The organism is Bombilactobacillus mellifer, from assembly GCF_000970795.1.
Lineage (GTDB): Bacteria > Bacillota > Bacilli > Lactobacillales > Lactobacillaceae > Bombilactobacillus > Bombilactobacillus mellifer.
In genome coordinates, this window is record NZ_KQ034028.1 from 488,116 (window position 1) to 510,940 (window position 22,825).

Annotated in this window: 28 protein-coding genes; 26 read left to right on the forward strand and 2 right to left on the reverse strand. The window is 39.6% G+C overall.

What is annotated here, in order from left to right:
- Positions 1-30 precede the first annotated feature (30 nt).
- The 11 genes from pduM to JG30_RS02490 all read left to right on the forward strand — a co-directional run bounded on the left by pduM (position 31) and on the right by JG30_RS02490 (position 8,068).
- Complete coding sequence (gene pduM / locus JG30_RS02440) at positions 31-534, forward strand: PduM family microcompartment protein (protein WP_046315873.1); 504 nt, start codon at positions 31-33, stop codon at positions 532-534.
- Positions 516-797, forward strand: a complete 282-nt coding sequence (locus tag JG30_RS02445; RefSeq protein WP_071236997.1) for a EutN/CcmL family microcompartment protein — start codon at positions 516-518, stop codon at positions 795-797. Before pduM ends, JG30_RS02445 begins: the two co-directional genes overlap by 19 nt.
- 17 nt (positions 798-814) lie before the next feature.
- On the forward strand, positions 815-1,390 hold the full coding sequence (locus tag JG30_RS02450) for a cob(I)yrinic acid a,c-diamide adenosyltransferase (RefSeq protein WP_046315877.1): 576 nt from the start codon (positions 815-817) through the stop codon (positions 1,388-1,390).
- A 3-nt stretch (positions 1,391-1,393) separates the two neighbouring features.
- A complete protein-coding gene (locus tag JG30_RS02455) occupies positions 1,394-1,867 on the forward strand; it encodes a GlcG/HbpS family heme-binding protein (RefSeq protein ID WP_046315878.1) in 474 nt (157 codons plus the stop codon).
- A 3-nt stretch (positions 1,868-1,870) separates the two neighbouring features.
- Complete coding sequence (locus tag JG30_RS02460; protein WP_046315879.1) at positions 1,871-3,292, forward strand: aldehyde dehydrogenase family protein; 1,422 nt, start codon at positions 1,871-1,873, stop codon at positions 3,290-3,292.
- A gap of 18 nt (positions 3,293-3,310) precedes the next feature.
- Positions 3,311-4,432: a 1-propanol dehydrogenase PduQ gene (locus JG30_RS02465; RefSeq protein WP_046315880.1), complete on the forward strand. Its 1,122-nt coding sequence runs from the start codon at positions 3,311-3,313 to the stop codon at positions 4,430-4,432.
- A gap of 30 nt (positions 4,433-4,462) precedes the next feature.
- Entirely contained in the window at positions 4,463-5,647 is a 1,185-nt protein-coding gene (locus JG30_RS02470) for an acetate/propionate family kinase (protein WP_046315882.1), read from the forward strand.
- A gap of 13 nt (positions 5,648-5,660) precedes the next feature.
- Entirely contained in the window at positions 5,661-6,005 is a 345-nt protein-coding gene (locus JG30_RS02475) for a BMC domain-containing protein (protein WP_046315883.1), read from the forward strand.
- A gap of 94 nt (positions 6,006-6,099) precedes the next feature.
- Entirely contained in the window at positions 6,100-6,876 is a 777-nt protein-coding gene (locus JG30_RS02480; RefSeq protein WP_282433260.1) for a tyrosine-protein phosphatase, read from the forward strand.
- Complete coding sequence (locus JG30_RS02485; protein WP_046315887.1) at positions 6,873-7,484, forward strand: histidine phosphatase family protein; 612 nt, start codon at positions 6,873-6,875, stop codon at positions 7,482-7,484. The genes JG30_RS02480 and JG30_RS02485 overlap by 4 nt, the downstream gene beginning before the upstream one ends.
- Positions 7,485-7,495: 11 nt before the next feature.
- Positions 7,496-8,068, forward strand: coding sequence for a hypothetical protein (locus JG30_RS02490; RefSeq protein ID WP_046315889.1), 573 nt, complete (start codon positions 7,496-7,498; stop codon positions 8,066-8,068).
- Here JG30_RS02490 and JG30_RS02495 read toward each other — a convergent pair.
- Positions 8,065-8,493: a EutP/PduV family microcompartment system protein gene (locus JG30_RS02495; RefSeq protein ID WP_046315890.1), complete on the reverse strand. Its 429-nt coding sequence runs from the start codon at positions 8,491-8,493 to the stop codon at positions 8,065-8,067. The two genes, JG30_RS02490 and JG30_RS02495, sit on opposite strands and share 4 nt — an antisense overlap.
- Before the next feature lie 89 nt (positions 8,494-8,582).
- Between JG30_RS02495 and JG30_RS02500 the strand changes: the two genes are divergently transcribed.
- The gene (locus tag JG30_RS02500; protein WP_046315893.1) at positions 8,583-9,041 is read left to right on the forward strand and encodes a flavodoxin; all 459 of its coding nucleotides are present in this window, start codon (positions 8,583-8,585) and stop codon (positions 9,039-9,041) included.
- Positions 9,042-9,057: 16 nt separating this feature from the next.
- Positions 9,058-9,909, forward strand: coding sequence for an NAD(P)H-dependent oxidoreductase (locus tag JG30_RS02505; protein ID WP_046315895.1), 852 nt, complete (start codon positions 9,058-9,060; stop codon positions 9,907-9,909).
- Between the two features lie 118 nt (positions 9,910-10,027).
- Here the strand turns inward: JG30_RS02505 and JG30_RS02510 are convergent, their stop codons facing one another.
- Positions 10,028-10,594: a cob(I)yrinic acid a,c-diamide adenosyltransferase gene (locus tag JG30_RS02510; RefSeq protein ID WP_046315897.1), complete on the reverse strand. Its 567-nt coding sequence runs from the start codon at positions 10,592-10,594 to the stop codon at positions 10,028-10,030.
- 370 nt (positions 10,595-10,964) lie between these two features.
- On the opposite strand from JG30_RS02510, the gene cobD reads away from it, so the two are divergent.
- From cobD to JG30_RS02575, 13 genes are read left to right on the forward strand one after another with little or no spacing between them, the layout of a single operon-like run.
- Positions 10,965-12,050, forward strand: a complete 1,086-nt coding sequence (gene cobD / locus JG30_RS02515; RefSeq protein WP_046315899.1) for a threonine-phosphate decarboxylase CobD — start codon at positions 10,965-10,967, stop codon at positions 12,048-12,050.
- Position 12,051: 1 nt separating this feature from the next.
- Complete coding sequence (locus JG30_RS02520) at positions 12,052-13,407, forward strand: cobyrinic acid a,c-diamide synthase CobB (protein WP_046315901.1); 1,356 nt, start codon at positions 12,052-12,054, stop codon at positions 13,405-13,407.
- Positions 13,404-14,369 carry an adenosylcobinamide-phosphate synthase CbiB gene (gene cbiB, locus JG30_RS02525; RefSeq protein WP_046315903.1) on the forward strand — a complete coding sequence of 322 codons (966 nt, stop codon included), beginning with the start codon at positions 13,404-13,406 and terminating at the stop codon, positions 14,367-14,369. Before JG30_RS02520 ends, cbiB begins: the two co-directional genes overlap by 4 nt.
- A gap of 4 nt (positions 14,370-14,373) precedes the next feature.
- Positions 14,374-15,066, forward strand: a complete 693-nt coding sequence (locus tag JG30_RS02530) for a cobalt-precorrin-8 methylmutase (RefSeq protein WP_046315905.1) — start codon at positions 14,374-14,376, stop codon at positions 15,064-15,066.
- The gene (gene cbiD / locus JG30_RS02535) at positions 15,044-16,195 is read left to right on the forward strand and encodes a cobalt-precorrin-5B (C(1))-methyltransferase CbiD (RefSeq protein ID WP_046315907.1); all 1,152 of its coding nucleotides are present in this window, start codon (positions 15,044-15,046) and stop codon (positions 16,193-16,195) included. The genes JG30_RS02530 and cbiD overlap by 23 nt, the downstream gene beginning before the upstream one ends.
- On the forward strand, positions 16,192-16,794 hold the full coding sequence (locus JG30_RS02540) for a cobalt-precorrin-7 (C(5))-methyltransferase (protein ID WP_046315909.1): 603 nt from the start codon (positions 16,192-16,194) through the stop codon (positions 16,792-16,794). Before cbiD ends, JG30_RS02540 begins: the two co-directional genes overlap by 4 nt.
- On the forward strand, positions 16,787-17,368 hold the full coding sequence (locus JG30_RS02545; protein ID WP_046315911.1) for a decarboxylating cobalt-precorrin-6B (C(15))-methyltransferase: 582 nt from the start codon (positions 16,787-16,789) through the stop codon (positions 17,366-17,368). Before JG30_RS02540 ends, JG30_RS02545 begins: the two co-directional genes overlap by 8 nt.
- Entirely contained in the window at positions 17,355-18,116 is a 762-nt protein-coding gene (locus JG30_RS02550; protein ID WP_046315913.1) for a cobalt-precorrin-4 methyltransferase, read from the forward strand. The genes JG30_RS02545 and JG30_RS02550 overlap by 14 nt, the downstream gene beginning before the upstream one ends.
- A complete protein-coding gene (locus tag JG30_RS02555) occupies positions 18,116-19,189 on the forward strand; it encodes a cobalt-precorrin 5A hydrolase (RefSeq protein ID WP_046315914.1) in 1,074 nt (357 codons plus the stop codon). Before JG30_RS02550 ends, JG30_RS02555 begins: the two co-directional genes overlap by 1 nt.
- Positions 19,190-19,915, forward strand: a complete 726-nt coding sequence (cobJ, locus tag JG30_RS02560; protein ID WP_046315916.1) for a precorrin-3B C(17)-methyltransferase — start codon at positions 19,190-19,192, stop codon at positions 19,913-19,915.
- A complete protein-coding gene (gene cobK, locus JG30_RS02565) occupies positions 19,912-20,664 on the forward strand; it encodes a precorrin-6A reductase (protein ID WP_046315917.1) in 753 nt (250 codons plus the stop codon). The genes cobJ and cobK overlap by 4 nt, the downstream gene beginning before the upstream one ends.
- Complete coding sequence (cobA, locus tag JG30_RS02570) at positions 20,661-22,055, forward strand: uroporphyrinogen-III C-methyltransferase (RefSeq protein WP_046315918.1); 1,395 nt, start codon at positions 20,661-20,663, stop codon at positions 22,053-22,055. The genes cobK and cobA overlap by 4 nt, the downstream gene beginning before the upstream one ends.
- Positions 22,048-22,818 carry a sirohydrochlorin cobaltochelatase gene (locus tag JG30_RS02575; RefSeq protein ID WP_046315919.1) on the forward strand — a complete coding sequence of 257 codons (771 nt, stop codon included), beginning with the start codon at positions 22,048-22,050 and terminating at the stop codon, positions 22,816-22,818. The genes cobA and JG30_RS02575 overlap by 8 nt, the downstream gene beginning before the upstream one ends.
- Positions 22,819-22,825: the final 7 nt, after the last annotated feature.

The window sequence follows — 22,825 nt, forward strand, 5'->3', positions numbered from 1 at the left end:
TTCAAAAAAATAAGGGGGAGGGTGTATTTAATGGATAACCTTGTTGCCCAGGTTATGAAAAAGCTAGATGAAAGAGATCAAACAATCTTCCGTTGCGCTTATGTTAAGAATATAACTCCACCGGATAATGATATTTTTTTGGATCACGGACAAGTCTTTTTGCAAAATGTGGCAATTAATTTAGTTTTTAATTTATATTCGATGAATCAACAGGATTTATGGGTTGCCTGGATACTAGATGGAATTAGTTACGATGTTAATTTCCGTTTAATGATTACCCAACAAATGATTAATTTTATTCCGCGCATGATGGTTTTGGATTGGCCAATGTTATTTGTTGTTGACAATAAGCGGCCCTTGATTGCCAGCAGAAACCGGATTATTAGTCGTGCTGAATTAGCTGCTTTTCCAGATGAATCGATAATTATTCAATCTCAAAATCAAAAAATGACTGCAGATGCTATTGATATCTGTAGAATTAAAAATCTCAAAATTAAAATGAGGACTGAAGAAAATTGTATATGGCAAAAGTAATTGGCAGCGTAGTTTCTACTCAAAAAGATCCTTCGCTTGTGGGTAAGAAATTAATGATTGTTCAACCAATTGATTCTAATAAAAATCCAATCCGCTCCGAAGAAATTGCTGCTGATTCGGTCAATGCCGGCATTGGTGAATATGTGTTAATTGTTAAAGGTGCTGGTGCGCGGAAAGCTGATGCCAAGAATAAGGATAATAACCGCGTACGCGATGTTAATGATTGTTCAATTGTTGGAATTATTGATCGTTTCGACAAGTGAATCTAAGGAGGTCTGCCATGGCCATTTATACTAGGGGTGGCGATCATGGTAAAACCAGTTTGTTTGATGGGGCCCGAGTAGACAAATATTCTTTACGGGTTTCTACTTATGGGACTTTTGATGAGTTAAATGCCAATATTAGTGTGGCCGAAAAACTTTGTCATAAAGTTGATAATCAAAAACTTCTCCAGCGAATTGAATATCGTATGTTCTTTTTACAGGGAGAAATTGCAACAGAAAATTCTCAATTATTTCAACAAAAAAGTCAAATAATCACCAACGAAGATGTAGATTTTTTAGAAAAAATAATTGATCAATATCTGTTTGAACTACCGCCAGTTAATAGTTTTATTTTGCCGGGTTCCAGTTTGGCGGGAGCTCAATTACATGTTTGCCGGACCGTTTGTCGACGGGCGGAGCGACTGTTTACTCAATTATCACAAAAAATCAGTTTTCGACCTGAATTAGAAAAGTATATTAATCGACTATCTGACTTTCTTTATATAATTGCCAGATCAGAAGACCAAGAAGCATTAATTGATCAAGTCACAGACCGGGTTTATCAAAAGTATCTGAATAAAGGAATGCCATAAGCGATGAATGAAGAACAAGTTAGTAAAATCATACAAAAAGTAATCCAAGAAAATGATCAACAAGATTTATTTAATCTTCATAATATGGAACAAACGATTGCGGCCGCGGTCGCAAAAGCTAACGAATTAAAAGTGGGGGTAACGATTGCCATTATGAAAGCGGACCAAGTGGTTCAAATGAGCTATCATATGCCCAATGCCAATCTCGTTAGTTGTACTTTAGCACCTAAAAAGGCTTGGTCAGCGCTTGCTATGAAAGAACCTACAAAAGATATTAGTAAGGATATCCAGCCTGGAGCAAGTTTATATCAAATGGAAACAATGCTCGAGGGTAAATTAGCTTCTTTTGCTGGTGGTATTCCGGTGACAATTAATGGCAAAATCATTGGAGCCATTGGCGTTAGTGGTGGTCTCGTAGAAGAAGATCAAGCTATTTGTGAGGCCGCAGTTAAAGAATTTGTGAAAGAGAGTAATTAGAATATGGAAATAGCTGAAATTGAAAAAACAGTACGGAAAATCTTAAGCGAAGAATTAAATAATGATTCTGCTACGCTTTCCTCTGATGATGGGCACCATGGTATCTTTAGTGATGTCGATGATGCGATTGCGGCTGCTAAAAAAGCTCAAGAAATATATGTGGATCAACCTTTTTCAGTGCGTAATCAAGTAATCCAAGCCATCAAAGATGGATTTCGTCCGTACTTAAAGAAAATTGCTACCGACATTAAAGAAGAAACGGGAATGGGAACCGTTGAAGCCAAGGTCGCCAAATTAAAGAACGCTTTGTACAATACTCCTGGCCCGGAAATTTTACAACCCGAAGCCGAAACTGGCGATGGCGGCCTGGTTATGTATGAATATTCACCTTTTGGAGTAATTGGGGCTGTTGGACCAAGTACTAATCCCGCAGAAACAGTGATTGCTAATTCCATTATGATGTTGGCTGGGGGCAATACACTGTATTTTGGAGCCCATCCGGGTGCTAAAAATATTACACGCTGGACGATTGAAAAGTTAAATGACTTTGTTGCCGAAGCTACTGGTTTGCATAATTTGGTAGTTGGAATTGAAGAACCAACGATTGAATCAGTACAGCATATGATGCAACATCCCGACATTGCTATGTTATCCATTACCGGCGGTCCTGCTGTTGTGCACCAAGCGCTCATTAGTGGAAAAAAGGCCGTGGGAGCTGGAGCTGGGAACCCTCCAGCAATTGTGGATGCTACGGCAAACCTTGATTTAGCTGCGCATAATATTGTTACCTCGGCGGCTTTTGATAATAATATTTTATGTACTGCCGAAAAAGAAGTAGTGGTTGAACAAAGTGTTAAAGATGAATTAATTGCCAAGATGCAACAAAAGGGTGCCTTTTTGGTTAAGGATTCTGCCCAAATTGAGCACTTGGCAGAAATGACTATTCAAGATAATGGTACTCCGGATCGAAAATATATTGGCAAGGATGCCACCTTCATTTTAGATGCAGCTCATATCCCTTATGAAGGTGATCCTAAAGTGGTAATTTTTGAAGCACCTAAAGATCACCCATTAGTTATGACAGAAATGTTGATGCCTTTATTGCCGATTGTTTGTTGTCCCGACTTCACCAGCGTTTTGAAGACCGCGGTCGAAGTTGAAAAAGGCTGCCACCATACCGCTTCTATTCATTCTGAAAATTTACCACATATTAATCAAGCAGCTCATCGAATGAATACTTCTATTTTTGTAGTAAATGGGCCGACATTTTGTGGGACCGGTGTTACCGAAGATGGGACCAACTCTGGGGCTTCAGCCTTAACAATTGCAACTCCAACGGGTGAAGGAACCTGTACTGCTAAAACTTTCACTCGCCGGCGGCGGCTTAATTCTCCGGAAGGCTTTTCATTACGTAGTTGGAAATAAGGAGGCATCGAATAGTTTATGGAACAATTTAGTATGCCCACGAACATTTATTCGGGAACAGATAGTTTAAATCGATTAGATAATTTAAAAAATGAAAAAATTTTATTGGTTTGCGATGCATTTTTGCCTGGGACCGACACTTTAAAGCAAATTGAAAGCCATATTAATTCCAGTAATCAATGTGTAGTCTTTTCCGATGTGAAACCGGATCCACCATTGACAAATGTTATGAAAGGTGTTCAAGAATTTGTCAAACTCCAACCAACTATTATTGTCGGCATTGGCGGCGGGTCCGCGATGGATACCGGTAAGGGAATTAGATTTTTTGGTGAAAAAATTGCACATTGCCAAATTAAAAAATACATTGGCATTCCGACAACAAGTGGTACAGGCTCAGAAGTAACCAATACGACCGTGATTTCAGATACTGAAAATCAAAAGAAAATTCCAATTCTGGAAGATTACTTAACTCCAGATTGTGCCTTGTTGGATCCACAATTGGTTTTGACAGCTCCGAAAAGTGTTACGGCCTATTCCGGAATGGATGTTTTAACGCATTCTCTGGAATCTTTAGTAGCTAAAAATGCAACGCTTATGTCGGATGCTTTGGCTGAAAAAGCGATTGATGTGATTGTACATCATTTAGTAGATTGTTTCCGGCATGGCGAAGATCTGGAGTCCCGGAAAATTGTACATGAAGCTTCGTGTATTGCTGGTGTTGCCTTCAATAATGCGGGTTTAGGTATTTGTCATGCGTTGGCACACCAATTGGGAGCTAATTTTCATGTACCTCATGGTTTAGCTAATACGATGTTATTACCTTATGTCGTAGCTTATAACGCCCAAAAATGTCCTTTAGCCATGCAAAAATTTGCAGTAGCTGTTAAAAAGGCTGGTATTGCTGCTCCCGGAGTTAGCGATCGGTTAGCAGTTAAGCGTTTAATCGCCAAAATTCGGGAAATGGCCCGGCAAATGAATTGTCCATTAACTTTGCAGGCTTTTGGTGTTGAGCCACAAAAAGCACAAGAATTAACCGCAACAGTCATAAAAAATGCACGGATAGATGCTACCTTCAGCACTAATCCGGTAGATCCGTCCGATGCCGATCTGCAAGCTATCTATGAGTCCGTAATTAAATAGCAAATAACAAGAGTAAATGGAGTAGTGTTAATGTCAAATAAAATTCTAGCGGTCAATGCTGGAAGTTCTTCGATTAAATTTAAATTATATTTAATGCCTGAAGAAGAACTCTTGATTTCTGGAGAGGCCGAAAATATCGGTCAAAGTACCAGTCAAATTGCCTATACAATTAATAAGAAGCGCCAGTCTGAATCTTTGCCCTTGACAGATCATGCAAGTGCCATTGAAAATATTATTCAGATTTTAGAGAATAGCGGTATTATTAAAGAAAAAGCAGAAATTACAGGTGTTGGTCATCGAATTTCTCATGGTGGTAATTATTATACGCAGGCAGTACAAGTTGATGCCGATGTGGAAGCCAAAATCGATGAGTTAAAAGTATTATCACCGCTGCATAATCCCAATGGCTTAGCTGGGATTAAAGCTTTTGAAAAATTTTTACCGCAGGCTTTGGAAGTAGTGTCTTTTGATACTTCTTTTCATCAGACTCTGCCTGAGAAGGCTTTCGTCTACGCATTGCCGTATGAATATTATGAAAAGTATCATATTCGCAAATACGGGTTTCACGGACAATCGCATTATTATGTTTCCCAAGAAGCTCGGCGCTTGTTTGGTTTGGAAAATACCCGTAAAATTATTTCTTGTCATTTGGGTAATGGCAGCAGTATTACCGCAATTCGTGATGGTCATTCTATTAATACTTCGATGGGTTTCACTCCGTTAGCGGGTGTTGTGATGGGAACGCGCAGCGGTGATATTGATCCGGAAATTTTACCGTATCTGGAAGAAACTTTGAATCTGGATTCTCATCAGATTCGGGATATTTTAAATACGCAATCGGGGTTATATGGTATCTCCGGAATTTCCAATGATGTTCGGCAAATCCAGACTGCAGCAACTCAGGGCAACCAACGCGCACAATTAGCTTTAACCATTTTTACGCACTCCATTCAACAATACATTGGTGCTTATGCAACCGACCTCAATGGGTTAGATACGCTCATTTTCACAGCCGGAATTGGGGAACATTCAGCAACGGTTAGGGAAATGATTTGTCGACAATTAGGTTATTTGGGCGTGCAAATAGATCCAGACAAAAATGCTCATGACGAGTTAGTCATTAGTCGTCCTGATAGTCCGGTCAAGGTAGCGGTAATTCCCACCAATGAAGAATTAGTCATTGCGCGTGACGTAATGAAGTTCATTAATAACTAATGGGGGAATTTTGATGGGGAGAAAAATTGAACGTAGTATTCAAGAATACGTCCCTGGTAAGCAAGTGACTTTGGCACATATTGTAGCTAATCCCACCACCGATATTTATGAAAAACTGGGAATTCAAGCTCCCAGGAATGCTTTAGGTATTTTAACTATTACCCCCAGTGAAGCCTCCATTATTGCCGGAGATATTGCTTCTAAGGCTAGTAATGTGACTTTAGGGTTTATTGATCGCTTTAGTGGCTCGGTAGTAATTGTCGGTGAAGTCGCGGAAGTGCAATCTGCTTTAAGACAAGTAATTGATAAGTTGCATGAACTTTTAGGTTTTGATATTCCGCCCATCACAAGTACCTAAGGCTAATTCATGACAGTGACATTCATTTACATTAATCATAGTAAATGAATGTTTTTTTTAGAGAGGTGAATTTACAATTTCTCATGAACGCATTATAAAACTTCCGCATATTTTTAATTGTCGCGAGTTAGGGGGGTATCGCACTAATACAGGTTATTCCATTAAATGGCATAAATTCTTGCGGTCTGCCCATTTAAATGATTTAACGGCTTTAGAATTAGATTATTTATATAATTACGGTGTTCGTGTGGTGATTGATTTAAGATCTCCCTCGGAAACAACAACTTTTCCGGATGTTTTAGATTCCCGATTCCGATATTTAAAAATCCCTGTTTTTACTACTGATTGGACTGCTAGCAATAGTAATTCACAAGATATCCGTACTAACTTTAGTCAAAATCCGCAAGCAGGTTATTTACGGATGTTACAAGTTTATCGAAGGTTGATAATTACGTCTGAAGCGCAAGCTGCCTATCGTAAATTCCTTGCGATTTTATTAGCTAATGCAGGTAAAGCTGGGATTCTGTTTCACTGTTCCGCTGGCAAAGATCGTACCGGTTTTGCAGCTATTTTGATCTTAAATTTGTTAGGGGTTAGTGAAGCTACAATTCAAAGTGATTATTTGTTAACCAACGCAGCTTCCCAAAAACGAATTAATCAGCGCTTACAAGACGTTCGTGCTCATCATATGAGTGCTTGCTATCAAAATTCTATTTATGATTTATCGACCGTTAAGTTTGATTATTATGAACAAGCCCTGTCTTTAATTAATTATGAATACGGGGGTATGAGGACATATTTACGGGAAGTTTTACAAATCAGTCAGCAACAACAGCAAGAATTACAACAGCATTACTTATTGAAGTTATGACAATTTTTTATTTATTACGGCATGGGCAAACTTATGCCAACCAAAAAGGTATTTTACAAGGATGCTTAAATACATCTTTAACTTACTTGACCCCGGCAGCTCGTCAGGCAACACAGCGGTATCAAAGTTTTTTAGATAGTCGAAAAATTGATCAGGTATTTTCCAGCCCTTTGATTCGGGCAGTGCAAACTAGTCAAATAATTTGCTATCATGATCCTCAAATTTTACACTTCGATAATCGACTAACGGAACTATCTTATGGTCAATGGAATGGAATGGCTTTGACGGAAATAAAACAGCGTTTTGCCCGCTATTTTGATCCTTTTTTCCAAGAAGTAGTTGTATCTTCCAGTGAGATTAGTCAGGGTGAGTCCTTTGCACATGCGCAAGCGCGGGTGTATGACTTTTTACAAACGCAAAGTGTCAGTTTTCCGCAGCAACGATTATTACTGGTCACTCATGGCTGGATTATTAAAACCATTGTGGCTCACTGTTTTGAACAAGTTGCGGGCAATATTTTTTTGACACCTGCGAATTTGAGTGTTACAAAAATTGAAATTACTCCCGGCAACAGCTGTGGGCGGGTGATTTATTTTAATCAATTCTAGGTATTGTTATGATGAGTATTTTTTGGGTCAATTTACTAACATTTTTGGGTTTGAATATTGATACTTTTACGGTGCTCTTATTGCTTATTGGGCACACGAATTTACGATCAGTATTGATTGGTTATTGTACGGCTAATATGGTTATTTGGGGAGCCGGGGTCTTAATCGGTCGGATTTTGGTTTCCTATTTTCCCAGTTGGATTACTGGGTTTTTAGGCATCATTTTACTAGGCCTGGCATTATTTTCATCATCGCGTAATTCAGATCTCCCAAATCGATCTTCCTCTATTCCTTGGTGGGCAATTTTTTGGCTTTGTTTAAGCTTAAGTGGTGATAATTTAGCCGCCTATATTCCTTTAGCCAATAACTTAACGCCGCTGTTATTTGTAAGCTTGACAGTAGTCTATTTCTTCGTGACAGTCTTATTAGTGCTTTTAGGACGTCAGATTTTAAAAGTGGGTGTTTTAACGCGCTTGATTGAGCATTTAGGTCCGTATAGTACACGGGGAGTTTATTGTTTAGCTGGCATTTATGTAATTATCAAAAGTGGATTGCTTCCACATTTGATGCACTTAATGAGTTAAGCTAAAAGTTTTTTTAACGCTTTTAAGTTGTGCCCCGTTACTGCAGAAACGGCTAACACCTGTTGCACGCCTGCAGCTAACAACATTTTTTGCGAATAAGCTATTTGTTGAGGATCATTACTTAAATCAATTTTGGTAATGAGACCTAGACAAGGTTTATTGAACATACTACAAAAGCCGGCGGGGAAAATAAGCCGATTATCAATCGCGCTTTGCAAAAGCACAACCAGATCTGCTTCCACAGAGGTAGTTTCCAAAGTGTTAATCATTCGATGATGTTCCATATATTCGCCCGGGGTATCAATAATATTAGCAGAAAATTCAATTGCTTGGGTTTTGTTATATTTTAATTCTTGAGCTTTTAATCTTTGAGTCAGTGTGGTTTTGCCACACCCAATTGCTCCTACCAACATTGCACGTTTCATAATAATCACTCTATTCTAATTAGTTTTAAATTAATTTTAACAAAGATAAACAAGGTTATTACCTTAAATGAAGGAAGTTTTAGTCAAGAATGTTAACGGCGCATATTGTTTTTGCTACGATTACTGGAAATAGTGAAGAAATTGCGGATATTTTGGCGGATCGATTAGCGTTTCGCGGCGTGGCGGTGCAAGAAACGGAAATTTCTCAAACTGATGCTTATGAATTTATTCAAAGTGATCTCTTAATCGCCAGTATTTATACTTATGATCAAGGTAAATTACCCGAAGAAAGTTTAGATTTCTGTGCAGATTTACAAACTTTAAAGCTTACCAATAAGATATATGGTGTCACAGGTTCGGGGGATAAATATTATGGTCAATATTACAATATCGCTGTGGATCAATTTGCTGAACTTTTTGAAAAATTAGGCGCCCAAGCAGGAACCGCGCGGTTAAAGATTGAGCTGGAGCCTGATGAGCAAGACATTGAAGATTTAGATCGATTTGCCCACAATTTAGTTTGGACGGCTAATAATCGACAGAAGTGACAGGGGGGCCTACTGCATGATCAAAATTGGTGTTTTTATTGGAAGCTTAAGTGTCCATGCTTATTGTTATAAATTAGCGCAAGTGTTAAAAACAAATTATCAAGCACAGGTTCGTTTTTTTCAGATTAATTACAGCACCTTACCTCTTTACAATCCGGATTTAGAAGAAGCTGATTTACCTATTGAATGGCAGACTTTACGTTCCATTGTGGCACAATTAGACGCGTTGCTATTTATTACACCGGAATATAATTATTCTTTGCCCGGTGGTTTAAAAAATGCTTTGGATGTTTTGTCAGTCCCTTATCCGCCAACTTATTTAGCAAATAAACCGGCGATGATTATTACAGCTTCTGCAGGTCAACGTGGTGGTTTATTAGCTAATGTGCAATTACAACAAGTTCTGCAATCTTTACAAATGCGGGTATTTAAAGATGAAGTAACGTTTTCGGAAATTCATGATAAATTTAACGCTCAATCTCAGTTAATTGATAATCAGGTTAAACAGTTTTTGTTGACAGAATTTCAGTCCTTTTTAGCCTTTATTCCAGGAAAAACCGTGGTGCAGCCGGCTGTACCAGTGCCGTTGGATCATTTACAATATTGCTGGTCGCCGCAGGAACTCATTATTTTAAATTCCAGTCATCAAGCTATTGCAAATATTGAGTTGGAAATTCAACAGCAAGTAGTATGTATTCAAGCCGTCAATGTGAAAGCCAGTTACCGCGGGCAACACTTAGGAACTAAGGCTTTAAAATTGTTGTTGATGCTTATTAGTCAGGCCAATTATCAGGTAGTGGCGCAATGTCCTTTTGCAAAGCAATTTTTAGCCCAGCATCCCGAATATGCCTCTTTAGTTGCCCAATAAAAAATTTAAAATCCAGGAATGATTGCTTGACGCAAACTTTCCTGGATTTTTTATTAATTTAAAAAGACCGTTCAAACATACATAATTGGCCCTGTTAAGGGAAATAAACCATTAACCATTAGTTTCGAAAAACTTCTTTACTGTGTCGATATAAAATGTCCGGCTGGTTTGCCAAAAAATTAGCGTAGCGCGCAGCAATGAAAAAGTAATCCGACAAGCGATTAATAAAGACTAGCACTTCGGTATTGATGGGTTGCACTTCTTGCAAGGCCACAATGGTTCTTTCCGTTCTGCGGGTGATCGTGCGGGCCACGTGTAGTGCCCCGGCTAATTGAGTTCCACCAGGTAAAATAAATTTTTTAACCGCGGGAACTTGAGGCGAATAATCATCAATTTTCTTTTCTAACCAAGTAATAAATTGGGATTGAAAAATATACGGTGGGGTCTCACCACTAGTATCGCGTGCTAAATCGGAACTGCAGTCAAAGAGAATCTGTTGAATTTCTTGTAAATCCGATTGCAGTATTTGAGTTTGTGCAGTTATTAATGAACTAGTAAAGCCCACCCAGGAATTTAATTCATCTACTTGGCCATAGGCTTGAACTTGAACGTTACTTTTCGAAACAGTCTTGTTACCGATAATTTTAGTTTGGCCGTGATCGCCATTTTTGGTATATATTTTCATACCCCAATTCACTTCCTTTACTTAATTATATAGTAAGTCGAGATAAATTGCTGAAGCACGCCAGATCATTTGAAAAAAATCAGCTAAAAAAAGTTCATCCTACCAAAAAATTAATTTTTTTATGGAATGCTATTTTAGAAATTATTAAAACAACCAATTTATCTTTGTAAATTGGTATTTTTTTTAAAGGAAAGTTTGTTTGTCTTTCAAAATAATGAAGGAAAATATCTTTTTCTAGTCGAAACTAAATTAGAATGAGAATAATTTGTCGGACAAAAGAACCCTTATTGTTTTTTAAAAGTGAAAGCTGTAACTTATATTTTAAAGGCAAGAGCGCTTCCATTGGGAGCTATTAAGGATGTTGATGAACATGAAAACAGTTATTCATGGGGGCAATACGCTCAGCGCGGCACTTAAAGCCAAGATCGCGCCCACTTCATTATTAGATTTTAGTGCTAATATTAACCCCCTGGGTGTGCCGTCTGAATTAAAAAAAGTGTTGACAGCGGCATTGGACGAAATCAATGTTTATCCGGATCCGGAGTATCGCTTGTTAAAGCAAAGTTTGGCCCAACATTTTCAAATTACTGACAAGTCCGTTTTTGTGGGCAATGGGGCTACGCAATTAATTTTTCAAATTGCTTGTTCTTTAAGGCAAAAAGTAGCTTTGGTATTAGCTCCCACTTTTGGCGAATATGAGCGTGCCTTACAACAAGCACAGTTCCAGGTTGAACATTATTACTTAGAAGCTAAAAATAATTTTACTTTAAATATGGATGATTTTATTTATTTTTTAAAAGCTACACCGCAAATTAAAGTCATTTGTTTAGCCAATCCTAATAACCCGACTGGCTGCGTGCTGGCTTTTGCCGATTTACAAAAGTTAGTGGCTTTTTGCAATCAGACCCAGCGGTATTTAATTTTGGACGAAGCCTTTATTGCGTTAACTTGGCCTACTGCTCAAAGTTATGTCAATCAATTAACCAGTAATGATAATGTGTACTTAATTCACTCTGCTACGAAATTTTTTGCGATTCCCGGGTTACGTTTAGGCTATTGTTTTGTGAAAAAACCGCAACTGCAGACATTGTTAAGACAATATTCGGAACCTTGGTCAGTGAATATTTTAGCTGCTCGTTTTGGGGCAGCGATGTTTCAAGCACAGCAGTATATTGCCGAGACACAGCATTGGCTGCAAACGGAGTTAGGCTGGATGTTTCAACAACTTAGCCATATTCGGGATTTGACTGTTTTTCCTTCACGGACTAATTTTTTTCTCCTCAAAACAAAACACCTGGATCTCCAAACGGCTTTATTAACACACCGGCTGCTCATTCGGCAATGTAGTGATTATGAGGGGTTAGATGAGCACTATTTCCGCATAGCTGTTAGGAGCCATCAGGATAATCAACGGTTAATTAAATATTTACAACTTCTCATGACAAAGGAGGGTTAAGGTGCGTAAAATTTTAATTGCGGGAGTTACTAGCGGTTCGGGCAAGACAACGGTGACTTTAGGTTTGCTGGCAGCGTTACGAGAACATTATCAGATTCAAGCTTATAAAGTGGGCCCGGATTATGTAGATACCAAATTCCATACGCGGATTACAGGTCGTCCTTCCCGGAATCTGGATAATTTTTTAGTACCCGATCCCAAGATGTTGAATTATTTATTTTTAAAAGATACCCAGGGCATTGATCTGGCTGTCATAGAAGGAGTAATGGGGTTATATGATGGCCTAGGTACTGATAAAGATGCTTATTCCACAGCCAGTGTTGCTAAGCAACTGAATATTCCAGTAATCTTAGTCATCGATGCTCGGGCCATTTCTACTTCTGCCGCAGCCATAGTGCAGGGGTTTCAAGAATTTGATCGGGAAGTAAATATTGTGGGGGTTATTGTCAATCATGTTATGAGCGCTAATCATTACGAGCTTGTGCGCCAGGCGATTCATAAGTATACCCACCTGCCGGTAGTCGGCTATCTGCCTTTTAAAAAGGAAGTAGCTTTACCGTCAAGACAATTGGGCTTGGTTCCTGATCAAGAATTGCCGACGATTGATCATAAAATTGAACAATTAAAACAATTAGTTCAAACACATATCGATTTAAATCAGTTGATCAAGTTAAGTGCGCCGATAACATCCCGTCCTCCTGCACCCCTAGTTTTGCCTGTGACACATTTACGTTTAGGTATAGCTCAAGATCAGGCTTTTAATTTTTATTATGCAGATAATTTGGATCTTTTACAGCAAATGGGGGCGACCTTGGTTCCCTTCAGCCCCCTAACTGATTCACACTTACCAGCAGTTGATGCGCTGTATTTAGGAGGTGGTTATCCGGAGGAATTTGCAGCCCAATTGGCTGCTAATACAACTCTCAAACAAGAAATTTTAGCATTTTCTCAGGCGGGCAAACCTATTTATGCAGAATGTGGTGGTTTGATGTATTTGGGGCAATTTTTAGATGATGGTCAGCATTCCTATCCAATGGTCGGGGTTTTTGCGGGGGTCAGTCACATGACGCCGCGTTTAAAAAAATTTGGTTATTGTTTTGCCAAAACCCAGTGTGACACCTTATTAGCTCCAGCGGATCAAGTAATAGTTGGACATGAATTCCATCATTCCACGTTTCAAACGCAACTACCGACAGTATTTGAGATGACTAAAGTACGGGATCAACAAGTGGTGGCCACTTGGAAAGGAGGTTATCAAGTACGGCACACGTTTGCCAGCTATCTTCATGTTCATTTTTACCAAAATGTTCAGTTTGCGACTAATTTTGTTCACAGGTTGGAAGGGTTTGGTACATGACAGTTATTTGGGTAACTTGTGTTGGTTTTATTTTAGATTTATTATTGGGCGATCCACCCAATTGGCCCCACCCAGTCAAAATGCTGGGAAATTTAATTAGTTATTTGACACGTCATTTGAATCGTCCCACGGCTACTTCGCAACAAAAGAGGCTGGGGGGGATCATTACCGTCTTTGTAACTATTGGACTGGCTAGTGGTCTGGTGGCTTTATTGTTAAAACTAGTTCAACCTGTCCCGGTACTGGCTTATTTAATCGGAATTTATTTTAGTTATACTTGTATTTCTACTAAGCAATTGGCGATTGAAGCACGAAAAGTAATCAAGTATGTCAACCAAGGTGATTTGTCGCATGCACGACAACAATTGGGAACGATTGTCGGTCGGGACACCAGCCAGTTGAATAGCAATGAAATCATCAAAGCTGCAATTGAGACGGTAGCCGAAAACACCAGTGATGGTGTCATTGCACCTTTATGTTACTTACTACTAGCAGGACCTGTGGGCGGTATAGCCTATAAAGCAGTGAATACATTAGATTCAATGATTGGTTATCAAAACCAGCAATATCAAGATTTTGGTAAATTTGCAGCTAAATTAGATGATTGGGTTAATTACTTGCCAGCCCGTTTGACTTGGTGTTTGTTGCTAGTGGCTAGTTGGGGATTGCGTTTGGATTATCGTAAAGCTTTTCAAATTGGGAAGAGTGATCGTAAAAAACATTTAAGCCCTAATAGTGCCTTTGCGGAGGCCGTAGTAGCAGGTGCCTTACATTTACAATTAGGTGGGCCACATACTTATTTTGGACAAAGAGTTGATAAACCTTATATTGGTGATGATGCGCAGCAAATTGCAGGGGCTCAAGATCTGTCCCAGACCATTAAAATGCTATATGTAACAGCTTGTTTAGGCTTAGCCTTTTTAGTATTAATCAGATTTATTGTGATTCTTAGTTGGAAGTGAAGTTATGGCAGAAGAAAAAGAACAATATCTGACGGTACCAGATAAAATTACCGATAGAAGTTTTCAGATTATTCAACAAGAAATAGAACAAATAATGCCGGGCAAAACTTTTGATAGTCCCTTACAAGAAGCGGTGGTCAAACGCGCCATTCATACTACAGCCGATTTTGATTATTTAAAAAATTTAAAATTTACGCACAACGTATTAGAGCGGATCCAGCAAGCTTTTATGACGCACGCTACGATTTATACCGATACAACGATGGCGTTAGCTGGGATGAATAAAAGACGTTTAGACGCTCTTCAGGTTTCATATCAGTGTTTAATACGTGATGAGCGAGTGCAAAAGCTGGCGCAAACCAAACAAATTACGCGTTCGATGGCGGCTATTGAAATAGCGGCCCAGCAGCCAGGTAAAAAAATTTTTGTGGTGGGCAATGCGCCTACGGCCTTATATAAAATTATCGAAATGGTGCAAAAACAAACATTACAAGTAGAAGCAGTGATTGGCGTGCCGGTAGGTTTTGTGGAAGCGGCAGAAAGTAAAGCTGCTTTAATGCACTCTGCAATTCCCTCTATTGTGGCCTTAGGTCGAAAGGGTGGCAGTAATTTAGCGGCAGCCTTAGTCAATGCCATTATTTATAATACGGATGTTCAGAATTTAGGTGATGAATATGGCCGCAACTCCCGACAATAATTCCGAAGATAACTATGTTTATTATAATGGCAAACGCCTGCGCAAGGGTTTTACCACTGGAACCACTGCGACGGCGGCGAGTGTAGCTGCCATCCGTACTTTATTAACGCAGCAACCGCAAACAGAAGTTCAAGTTCAGGCAGCCAATGGCAAAACGGCTATTTTTGAAGTCAAAACCACAAAATTTGATCAACATCAAGCCACTTGCGGAATTGTCAAAGATGGTGGCGATGATCAAGATGCTACGGATGGGTTGTTAATTTGTGCAACGGTCACTTTGCGCTCGGATAAGCAAATTATTTTAACTGGCGGACCGGGAGTGGGTGTGGTTACGCAAAAAGGATTAGCTAATGATCCCGGGATGCCGGCAATTAATCCCACACCACGCAAAGTGATCACAAAGGCTGCACGCCAAGAATTGGGCGCGCAACGCGGAGCGCAAATTGAAATTTCCGTGCCGGATGGAGAAAAAGTGGCGCCTTTAACCTATAATCCTAAGCTGGGCATCAAAGGCGGGATTTCTATTTTAGGGACTAGCGGTGTGGTTACGCCAATGTCTGAATCCAGTTGGAAGCACTCCATTTCGATTGAAATGAATATCCATCGTCAACGCGGAGACACAGCTTTAATTTTGACACCGGGAAATTATGGTGAGGATTTCTTAGTCCAAGAAATGGGTATTGCACCCACCAAGCAAGTGCAAATGAGTAACTTTGTCGGTTATGTTTTAAAAGAAAGTCAACGATTAGGCTTTACTAAACTCTTGTTAGTGGGCGATTTGGGCAAGATGATTAAAGTTTCTGCGGGCATTTTTTCTACGCATAGCAAAGATGCTGATGCCCGGGCGGAAATTATGGTAGCCAATTTAGCACTCTTGGGGGATGTGCCTACAGCTTTTTTACGCAAAATCTATAATTGTTTAACTACAGTTTCTATGATCGATCTGATTGAAGCAGCGGGTTATCAAGCAGTTTATCAAGCAATTGTTGATAAAATCAAACAACGATGTGAAAAACTTTTAGCCCATAAACAGCCGCACATTGATATAGATGCCGTCATTTTTTCTCGGCAACATGGATTTTTAGCGGCCACCAAACCATTAACAGAGATTGAGGCGGAATGGGCATGATTACAGTTCTAGGGATTGGACCTGGCGCTCCTGATTTACAACTGATTAAAAGTCGCCAAGTGTTAACTACCGCGCAGGTAGTAATCGGATCTCCCCGTCAATTAGCATTATTTCCAGATGTTGCTAGTGATAAAAAAATGATACTACCACATTTGCCACAATTAAAAATCTTTTTACAAAAAAATCAAACAAAGTCAGTGGTCTTATTAGCTTCCGGTGATCCGTTATTGTATGGGATTGGTAAATGGATACAAACTGTGCTACCTGCAGATCAAATTTGTATCATTCCTGGTATTAGTTCGATTCAATATTTCTTTAATAAATTACATTTGTCTATGAACGATTGCTACTTAACTAGCAGTCATGGTAAGAATCCAAATTTCGATTTTTTGCTTTTGCATGACAAGGTCGCAATGGTGACAGATCAGCGATGGGGACCCTTTCAAATTGCACAAGCGATCCTAAGTCGGCAGCAGTCACGACGTTTATACATTGGTGAAAATTTAAGTTATCCAACTGAAAAAATTTCAGTGTATGCTGCCGCTGCTGTTCCCGATCGACATTATGAAATGAACGTGGTGATTATTACTAATGCGTGATGAAGAATTTTTGCGAAATAAAGTACCGATGACTAAATCGGAAGTTCGGGCTATTAGTCTGGATAAATTGGACCTCAGCGGTAAAAAGCGTTTGTTAGATATTGGAGCGGGCACTGGAAGTGTAAGTATACAAGCAGCGCGGCAATTTCCCCAGCTTCAGGTAACAGCGATTGAACGTAATCCGCAGGGCATCGACATTATTCAACAAAATTTAAACCGCTTTCAGCTGTCTAATTTTCACTTGATAGCCGGTGAAGCTCCTAAAGATTTACCCCTGCAAGCCTTTGATGCCATTTTTGTTGGTGGTAGCGGCAAGCATTTAGCGGAGATCATTCAATATGCCGCGCAAACATTAACAAATCAGGGAACATTAGTTTTGAATTTTATTTTATTGGAAAATGCACTTCAAGCGCAGGACATTTTGGAACAATATCAGTTTCAAAAATTGGAAATAGTAGAAATTAATGTGGCAAAGTGGCATCAATTAGGTTCTGGACATTATTTTAAACCTAATAATCCCACTATTGTCATGGCAGCTTGTCAAGGAGGTCAAAGCAAAAATGAAGAAAATTAGTTTTGTCGGGGCGGGCCCCGGCGATAAAGAATTGATTACCTTAAAAGGTTATGAGCGTCTACGACAAGCCGATGTGGTGATTTATGCGGGTTCGCTGGTTAATACAGAATTATTAGATTATTGTCAACCTAAGGCGCAAAAATATGACAGTGCGCCAATGACTTTGGAACAAATTGTCGATTTAATGGAGCAATCAGTACATGCGGATCAAGCAGTGGTCCGATTACAAACAGGTGATTTTTCAATTTATGGTTCCATTCGAGAACAAATTGAGGAACTAAATCGTCGCCAGTTACCATTTGAATGTATTCCTGGTGTTAGTTCGTTTTTAGGTGCTGCGTCTAGTCTGGGAGTAGAATATACGGTACCCGAAGTGGCTCAAAGTGTCATTATTACTCGAATGGCCGGCAATACTCCGGTACCTACAAAAGAATCGATTGCTTCATTAGCCCAGCATCAAACCTCAATGGTGATTTTTCTTTCCATTCAAGGTATCAGTCAAGTAGTGGAACAGCTAGTGGCGGGGGGATATCCACAACAAACACCAGCTACAGTAATTTATAAAGCTACTTGGCCTGATGAAAAAGTCGTCACTGGAACCTTAGAAGATATTGCCGCGAAAGTAACTGCAGCACATATCAATCGTACGGCATTGATTATGGTAGGACGTTTTTTAGGTGCCGAATATAATTATTCGCACTTGTATAATGCTGCTTTTAGTAATATGTATCGTGAAAAGAGTAAATAATGGCCTCAAAGTTTGCGATTGTTGCTTTAACCCAGCAAGGGGCGCGCACAGCAGTGGAATTAGCCCAGCTTTTACACGCTCAATCCAATTATCAAGTAACAGTTTTCTTAGCAGCCAAAGTTCAGGCACAATGGCCTCAGACTCATAGTTTTGGCTCAGGGGAAATGCCTAAGTTATTACAACAATTGTTTCGACAACAAGATTGTGTCATTTGTATTATGGCTACCGGAATTGTAGTCCGAATACTGGCACCGGTCATTCAAGATAAGACGTTGGATCCGGCAGTGATTGTGCTCGATGAAAAAGCCCACCATGTGATCAGTTTATTATCAGGTCATGTGGGTAGAGCTAACCAATGGACATTAGAAATTAGCTCTTTATTGCATAGTCAAGCAGTGATTACAACAGCGACCGACACTGAGAATGTGCAAGCTCTGGATGTGATGGCCCAAAAAGTTCATGGCTGGTATCCCAATTTCAAAGCGAATACTAAGTGGATCAATGGTCTATTAGCCAATCATGAAACGGTTTACTTATATATTGAACCTTATTTGGAATCTTACTTTGATAATTTCAATGGCCTAACCCGCGTGGAGAGTTGGGACCAAATTCCAGATACGGCACCCTTAGTTATTTTATCGGATCATATCAATTTTCCCAAACGCGAACGAGTTGTGCATGTCATTCCTCAAATCAATGTTTTAGGTATTGGTTGTCGTAAAAATATCACTTATCAAATGTTACAGCAGGCGTTTACAGAATTTTGTGATTTTTATCAATTAGCCAGTTTATCATTTTGTGCCATGGCTTCCATTGATTTGAAGCAATCTGAGCCGGCAATTCAATATTTGAGTCGACAGTTAGGGATCCCGGTAACTTTTTATACAGCAACCCAACTGCAGCACACTCATCAACAATACTCGGCTTCGTCTTTTGTTCAACGAGTAACCGGTGTTGGCAATGTGGCTTGTGCCGCTGCGGATGTAAAAAGTCAACAACCAGCTTTGACAGACAAATTTGTCAAAAATCAGGTAACTTTAGCTTTAGGAAGAAAACAAATAAAGGAGAAATAAATGTTATATGTGATTGGTTTGGGTCCTGGAGATCAGAACCTATTGACAGCTGAAGCGCGTCAAATTATTCAACAAACCCCTATCATTGTGGGTTACGCCACATACATTAAATTGGTTTCCAATCTTTTAAAAGGCAAAACGGTGATTCAAAATGGCATGCACGGCGAAGTGGAACGATGTCAAAAAGCTTTAGATTTAGCCTCTGAAGGACAGGATGTAGTAATCATTTCCAGTGGAGATGCTGGCATTTACGGTATGGCGGGTTTGATTTGGGAATTAAAAAGCAAGCAGCAGCTCGATATATCAGTGAAAGTCATTCCCGGCATCACTGCCAGCATTGCGGCCGCCGCGCATTTAGGCGCCCCTTTAATGAATGATTTTTGTCATATAAGTCTGAGTGATTTGATGACTCCTTGGGAAGTAGTGGCCCAACGTGTTGAGGCGGCGGCGCAAGCCGATTTTGTTATCTGTCTTTACAATCCGCGTAGTAACCATCGCCCTCATAAATTACGTCAAGCTTTGGATATTATTTTAAAATATAAAGCCCCTACGACCGTTGTCGGTGTTGGTACAGATGTGGCACGATTAAATGAAGTCGATCAAGTGACCACCATTGCTGATTTAGATGAAACAACGATTGGTATGACGTCAATTGTCATCATCGGTAATAAAAATACCTATGCCTATCAAGGTAAAATGATTACTCCGCGAGGTTATCAACTGTGATTTTGCTATTAGGTGGTACTTCGGAAAGCTTGGACATTGCGGATTTATTAGATCAACAATCATGGCCGTATATTTTGACAGTAGTGAGTGACTATGGGCAGACTTTGGCGGCAAAACCGGGCCGTCAAGTACAGGAATTAGCTTTTTCACCGACGAGTTTCATTCAATTTTGCCACGAGCATCAGATTCAATTAGTGATTGATGCTACACATCCTTTTGCAAAGAATATTTCACAGTTAGTGATCGAACAAACACAACACTTACAAATACCCTATATTAGATTTGAACGAGCTAATTCTTATCAATCTAATGAACATTTTTTGTTTTATGACGATGCAGCCGCTGCTTGTGAGTATTTGCAAACCACTACTGGTCAAATTTATCTGTCAACGGGTAGTAATACGGCAGCACAATACGCCGAGGCTTTAGGTGTACAACGCTTACATGTCCGAATTTTACCTACATTAACAGCTCTTTCGAAAATACAGCAAGCAGGCTTTCATGCTAATCAAATTGATGCTTTGCAAGGACCATTTTCTAAAAAACTAAATATTGAACTCTTTCAACGGGCACAAGCTAAATTTGTGCTCACAAAGGAAAGTGGTACCCGTGGCGGAATACAAGAAAAAATGGCAGCTTGTGTAGCTTTGAAAATCGTCTGCATCATAATTAAGCGCCCACAAATTAATTATCCTCGGCAAGTGAATACACTCAGGGATTTAAAAGAGGAAGTGAAGCAGTTCCTATGACAGGAAGAGTTACTCTATTAGGCGCCGGTCCAGGAGATCCCGACTTGTTAACCTTATTAGGTTGGCGTCGTTTACAGGAAGCCACTGTGGTTTTATATGATCGGTTAGTTAATCCTTCACTATTATTAATTCCTGATGTCAACACTAAATTGATCAACGTTGGTAAAGCGCGGGGGACAGAGCGTTTAAGTCAGGATCAAATTAATGCTTTATTAGTTCAATATGCGCAGGCTGGTGAAGTAGTAGTCCGCTTAAAGGCTGGGGATCCCTATGTTTTTGGTCGCGGTGGCGAAGAAGCCCAGTATTTAGCAGCACATCATATTAACTTTGAAGTTGTTCCCGGCTTGACTAGTGCAATAACCGGTTTAAGTGCCGCCGGTATTCCCATCACGAATCGGCAGTATGCTTCCAGTTTTCATGTCATTACGGGTCAAAAGCGGCATGGAGATCAACAGTTAGATTGGGCTAATTTAGCACAGTTAGAAGGAACTTTAGTTTTTCTTATGGGCATGGCTGAATTACCAGAAATTTGCCGGCAATTAATCGCTCACGGTAAAAATCCAAAAACGCCTACGGCAGTGATTCAGTGGGCTACCCAATGGCGGCAAAAAATGGCGCTCGGTGATTTGGATAATATTGAAACAGCTGTAAAGCAAAAGCGCTTAGCAGCGCCTGCATTAATTGTTATTGGTGAAGTTGTTCCTTTAGCACATCAATTGCAGGTAAAACGAAGCTTATCAGCCCGCCATATATTAGCACCTAGCAATTTAGATCGGAGCTTATTATTTAAATTACAAGATTTAGGTGCGACCGTTGATTTTTATGTCACAAGTCAGCCGCAACGAGTAAAAAAACCATTACCGGATTTTTCCAAATTTCGGCAGTTGACTCTGAAGGATTATTTTAGTTATCAGTATTTGATACAAGCACTCAATGCACAGCAATTAGATATTAGAGCCTTGGCGGGTTTGCAATTAAGTACGAGTGATTCATTACTCAAGCAAACTTTACAGCGACAAGGCCTGCAGATAGCTGACGACGCAAGTTCAACTAACTTTTTGAATGACGCTAAAACTTTAATCATAGGACCACAAGATCTTCAAATTACAGCAGCTAATTATTATGGTATTTATACGTATCAAAGACGGGAATTAACTTTAGAGCAAAATTTAGCAGATTTTCAGGCGGTGATTTTTACTTGTTCACAAGATGTGCTTGATTTTCGCAGAGATTTTTCTAAGCCAGAATCGGCATCATGGATGGTGGCTTTTGTGACTTCTTCAAAAATGCAAGCAGCAGTAAAGACCTTAGCCTTTAAAAAAGTCGTCGTGCTCAATGGTGATCTGTTAAATATGGAACAATTAATTCTGGAGGAGTTAAAACATGAATAAAAAAGCCATTATCGTCGTCAGTTTTGGGACCACTTATCCCCAGACCCGCAAACAAAATCTGTGGGCGACACAACAAGCCATTCAGACTGCTTTTCCGGAATATCAAACTTATAACGCTTATACCTCGCAAGTAGTCATTAATCGGGTGGCCCAACAAGAAAATATCCAAATGCATACGCCGCGAGAAGTTTTAATCCAGTTGGTTCAACAACAAGTAACCGAAGTCATAATTCAGCCGTTGCATATTATTCCCGGTTGGGAATTCAATTCTTTGAAAACATTAGTCCAAGAATTTAAAGATCAATTTAACCAATTACGACTGGGAGAACCTTTATTAGTTAAAATTAAAGATTTTCAGAGATTAATCACTTTTATAAAGGACCAAGCCGCTCCACTGGCACCAGATGAAGCCAATTTATGGATGGGACATGGTAGTTCGCATAGTTCCTTTACCGAATATGCTTGTTTGGATCATATGTTGTGGCAAACTAATAGTTTTGTGGGCGCTGTGGAAAGTTATCCTGAAATCACAGTGGAATTGCCGCGTATGCAGCAACAGCATATAGCCCGAGTTTATTTACATCCTTTAATGATGGTTGCCGGCAATCATGCTCATCATGATATGGCTGCAGCTACTGCCAATTCTTGGCAGACTATTCTGGAACAACATCAAATAGCCGTGGTACCCGTTCTGAAAGGTTTGGGGCAGTATCCTGAAATTCAGGCTATGTTTATTGATAAAATTAAAGCTTTATTACAATAGGAGAAAA

Excerpts from the sequence above, each read along its gene's own strand:
- cobD (WP_046315899.1), top strand. The coding sequence starts at position 10,965 with ATGAAAACAGTTATTCATGGGGGCAATACGCTCAGCGCGGCACTTAAA.
- JG30_RS02545 (WP_046315911.1), top strand. The coding sequence starts at position 16,787 with ATGCGTGATGAAGAATTTTTGCGAAATAAAGTACCGATGACTAAATCG.
- JG30_RS02465 (WP_046315880.1), top strand. The coding sequence starts at position 3,311 with ATGGAACAATTTAGTATGCCCACGAACATTTATTCGGGAACAGATAGT.
- JG30_RS02485 (WP_046315887.1), top strand. The coding sequence starts at position 6,873 with ATGACAATTTTTTATTTATTACGGCATGGGCAAACTTATGCCAACCAA.
- cbiD (WP_046315907.1), top strand. The coding sequence starts at position 15,044 with ATGGCCGCAACTCCCGACAATAATTCCGAAGATAACTATGTTTATTAT.
- cobA (WP_046315918.1), top strand. The coding sequence starts at position 20,661 with ATGACAGGAAGAGTTACTCTATTAGGCGCCGGTCCAGGAGATCCCGAC.
- JG30_RS02490 (WP_046315889.1), top strand. The coding sequence starts at position 7,496 with ATGAGTATTTTTTGGGTCAATTTACTAACATTTTTGGGTTTGAATATT.
- JG30_RS02470 (WP_046315882.1), top strand. The coding sequence starts at position 4,463 with ATGTCAAATAAAATTCTAGCGGTCAATGCTGGAAGTTCTTCGATTAAA.
- JG30_RS02540 (WP_046315909.1), top strand. The coding sequence starts at position 16,192 with ATGATTACAGTTCTAGGGATTGGACCTGGCGCTCCTGATTTACAACTG.
- JG30_RS02455 (WP_046315878.1), top strand. The coding sequence starts at position 1,394 with ATGAATGAAGAACAAGTTAGTAAAATCATACAAAAAGTAATCCAAGAA.
- JG30_RS02575 (WP_046315919.1), top strand. The coding sequence starts at position 22,048 with ATGAATAAAAAAGCCATTATCGTCGTCAGTTTTGGGACCACTTATCCC.
- cbiB (WP_046315903.1), top strand. The coding sequence starts at position 13,404 with ATGACAGTTATTTGGGTAACTTGTGTTGGTTTTATTTTAGATTTATTA.
- JG30_RS02505 (WP_046315895.1), top strand. The coding sequence starts at position 9,058 with ATGATCAAAATTGGTGTTTTTATTGGAAGCTTAAGTGTCCATGCTTAT.
- JG30_RS02495 (WP_046315890.1), bottom strand. The coding sequence starts at position 8,493 with ATGAAACGTGCAATGTTGGTAGGAGCAATTGGGTGTGGCAAAACCACA.
- JG30_RS02555 (WP_046315914.1), top strand. The coding sequence starts at position 18,116 with ATGGCCTCAAAGTTTGCGATTGTTGCTTTAACCCAGCAAGGGGCGCGC.
- JG30_RS02475 (WP_046315883.1), top strand. The coding sequence starts at position 5,661 with ATGGGGAGAAAAATTGAACGTAGTATTCAAGAATACGTCCCTGGTAAG.
- JG30_RS02530 (WP_046315905.1), top strand. The coding sequence starts at position 14,374 with ATGGCAGAAGAAAAAGAACAATATCTGACGGTACCAGATAAAATTACC.
- cobJ (WP_046315916.1), top strand. The coding sequence starts at position 19,190 with ATGTTATATGTGATTGGTTTGGGTCCTGGAGATCAGAACCTATTGACA.
- JG30_RS02460 (WP_046315879.1), top strand. The coding sequence starts at position 1,871 with ATGGAAATAGCTGAAATTGAAAAAACAGTACGGAAAATCTTAAGCGAA.
- pduM (WP_046315873.1), top strand. The coding sequence starts at position 31 with ATGGATAACCTTGTTGCCCAGGTTATGAAAAAGCTAGATGAAAGAGAT.
- JG30_RS02510 (WP_046315897.1), bottom strand. The coding sequence starts at position 10,594 with ATGAAAATATATACCAAAAATGGCGATCACGGCCAAACTAAAATTATC.
- JG30_RS02450 (WP_046315877.1), top strand. The coding sequence starts at position 815 with ATGGCCATTTATACTAGGGGTGGCGATCATGGTAAAACCAGTTTGTTT.
- JG30_RS02500 (WP_046315893.1), top strand. The coding sequence starts at position 8,583 with ATGTTAACGGCGCATATTGTTTTTGCTACGATTACTGGAAATAGTGAA.
- JG30_RS02550 (WP_046315913.1), top strand. The coding sequence starts at position 17,355 with ATGAAGAAAATTAGTTTTGTCGGGGCGGGCCCCGGCGATAAAGAATTG.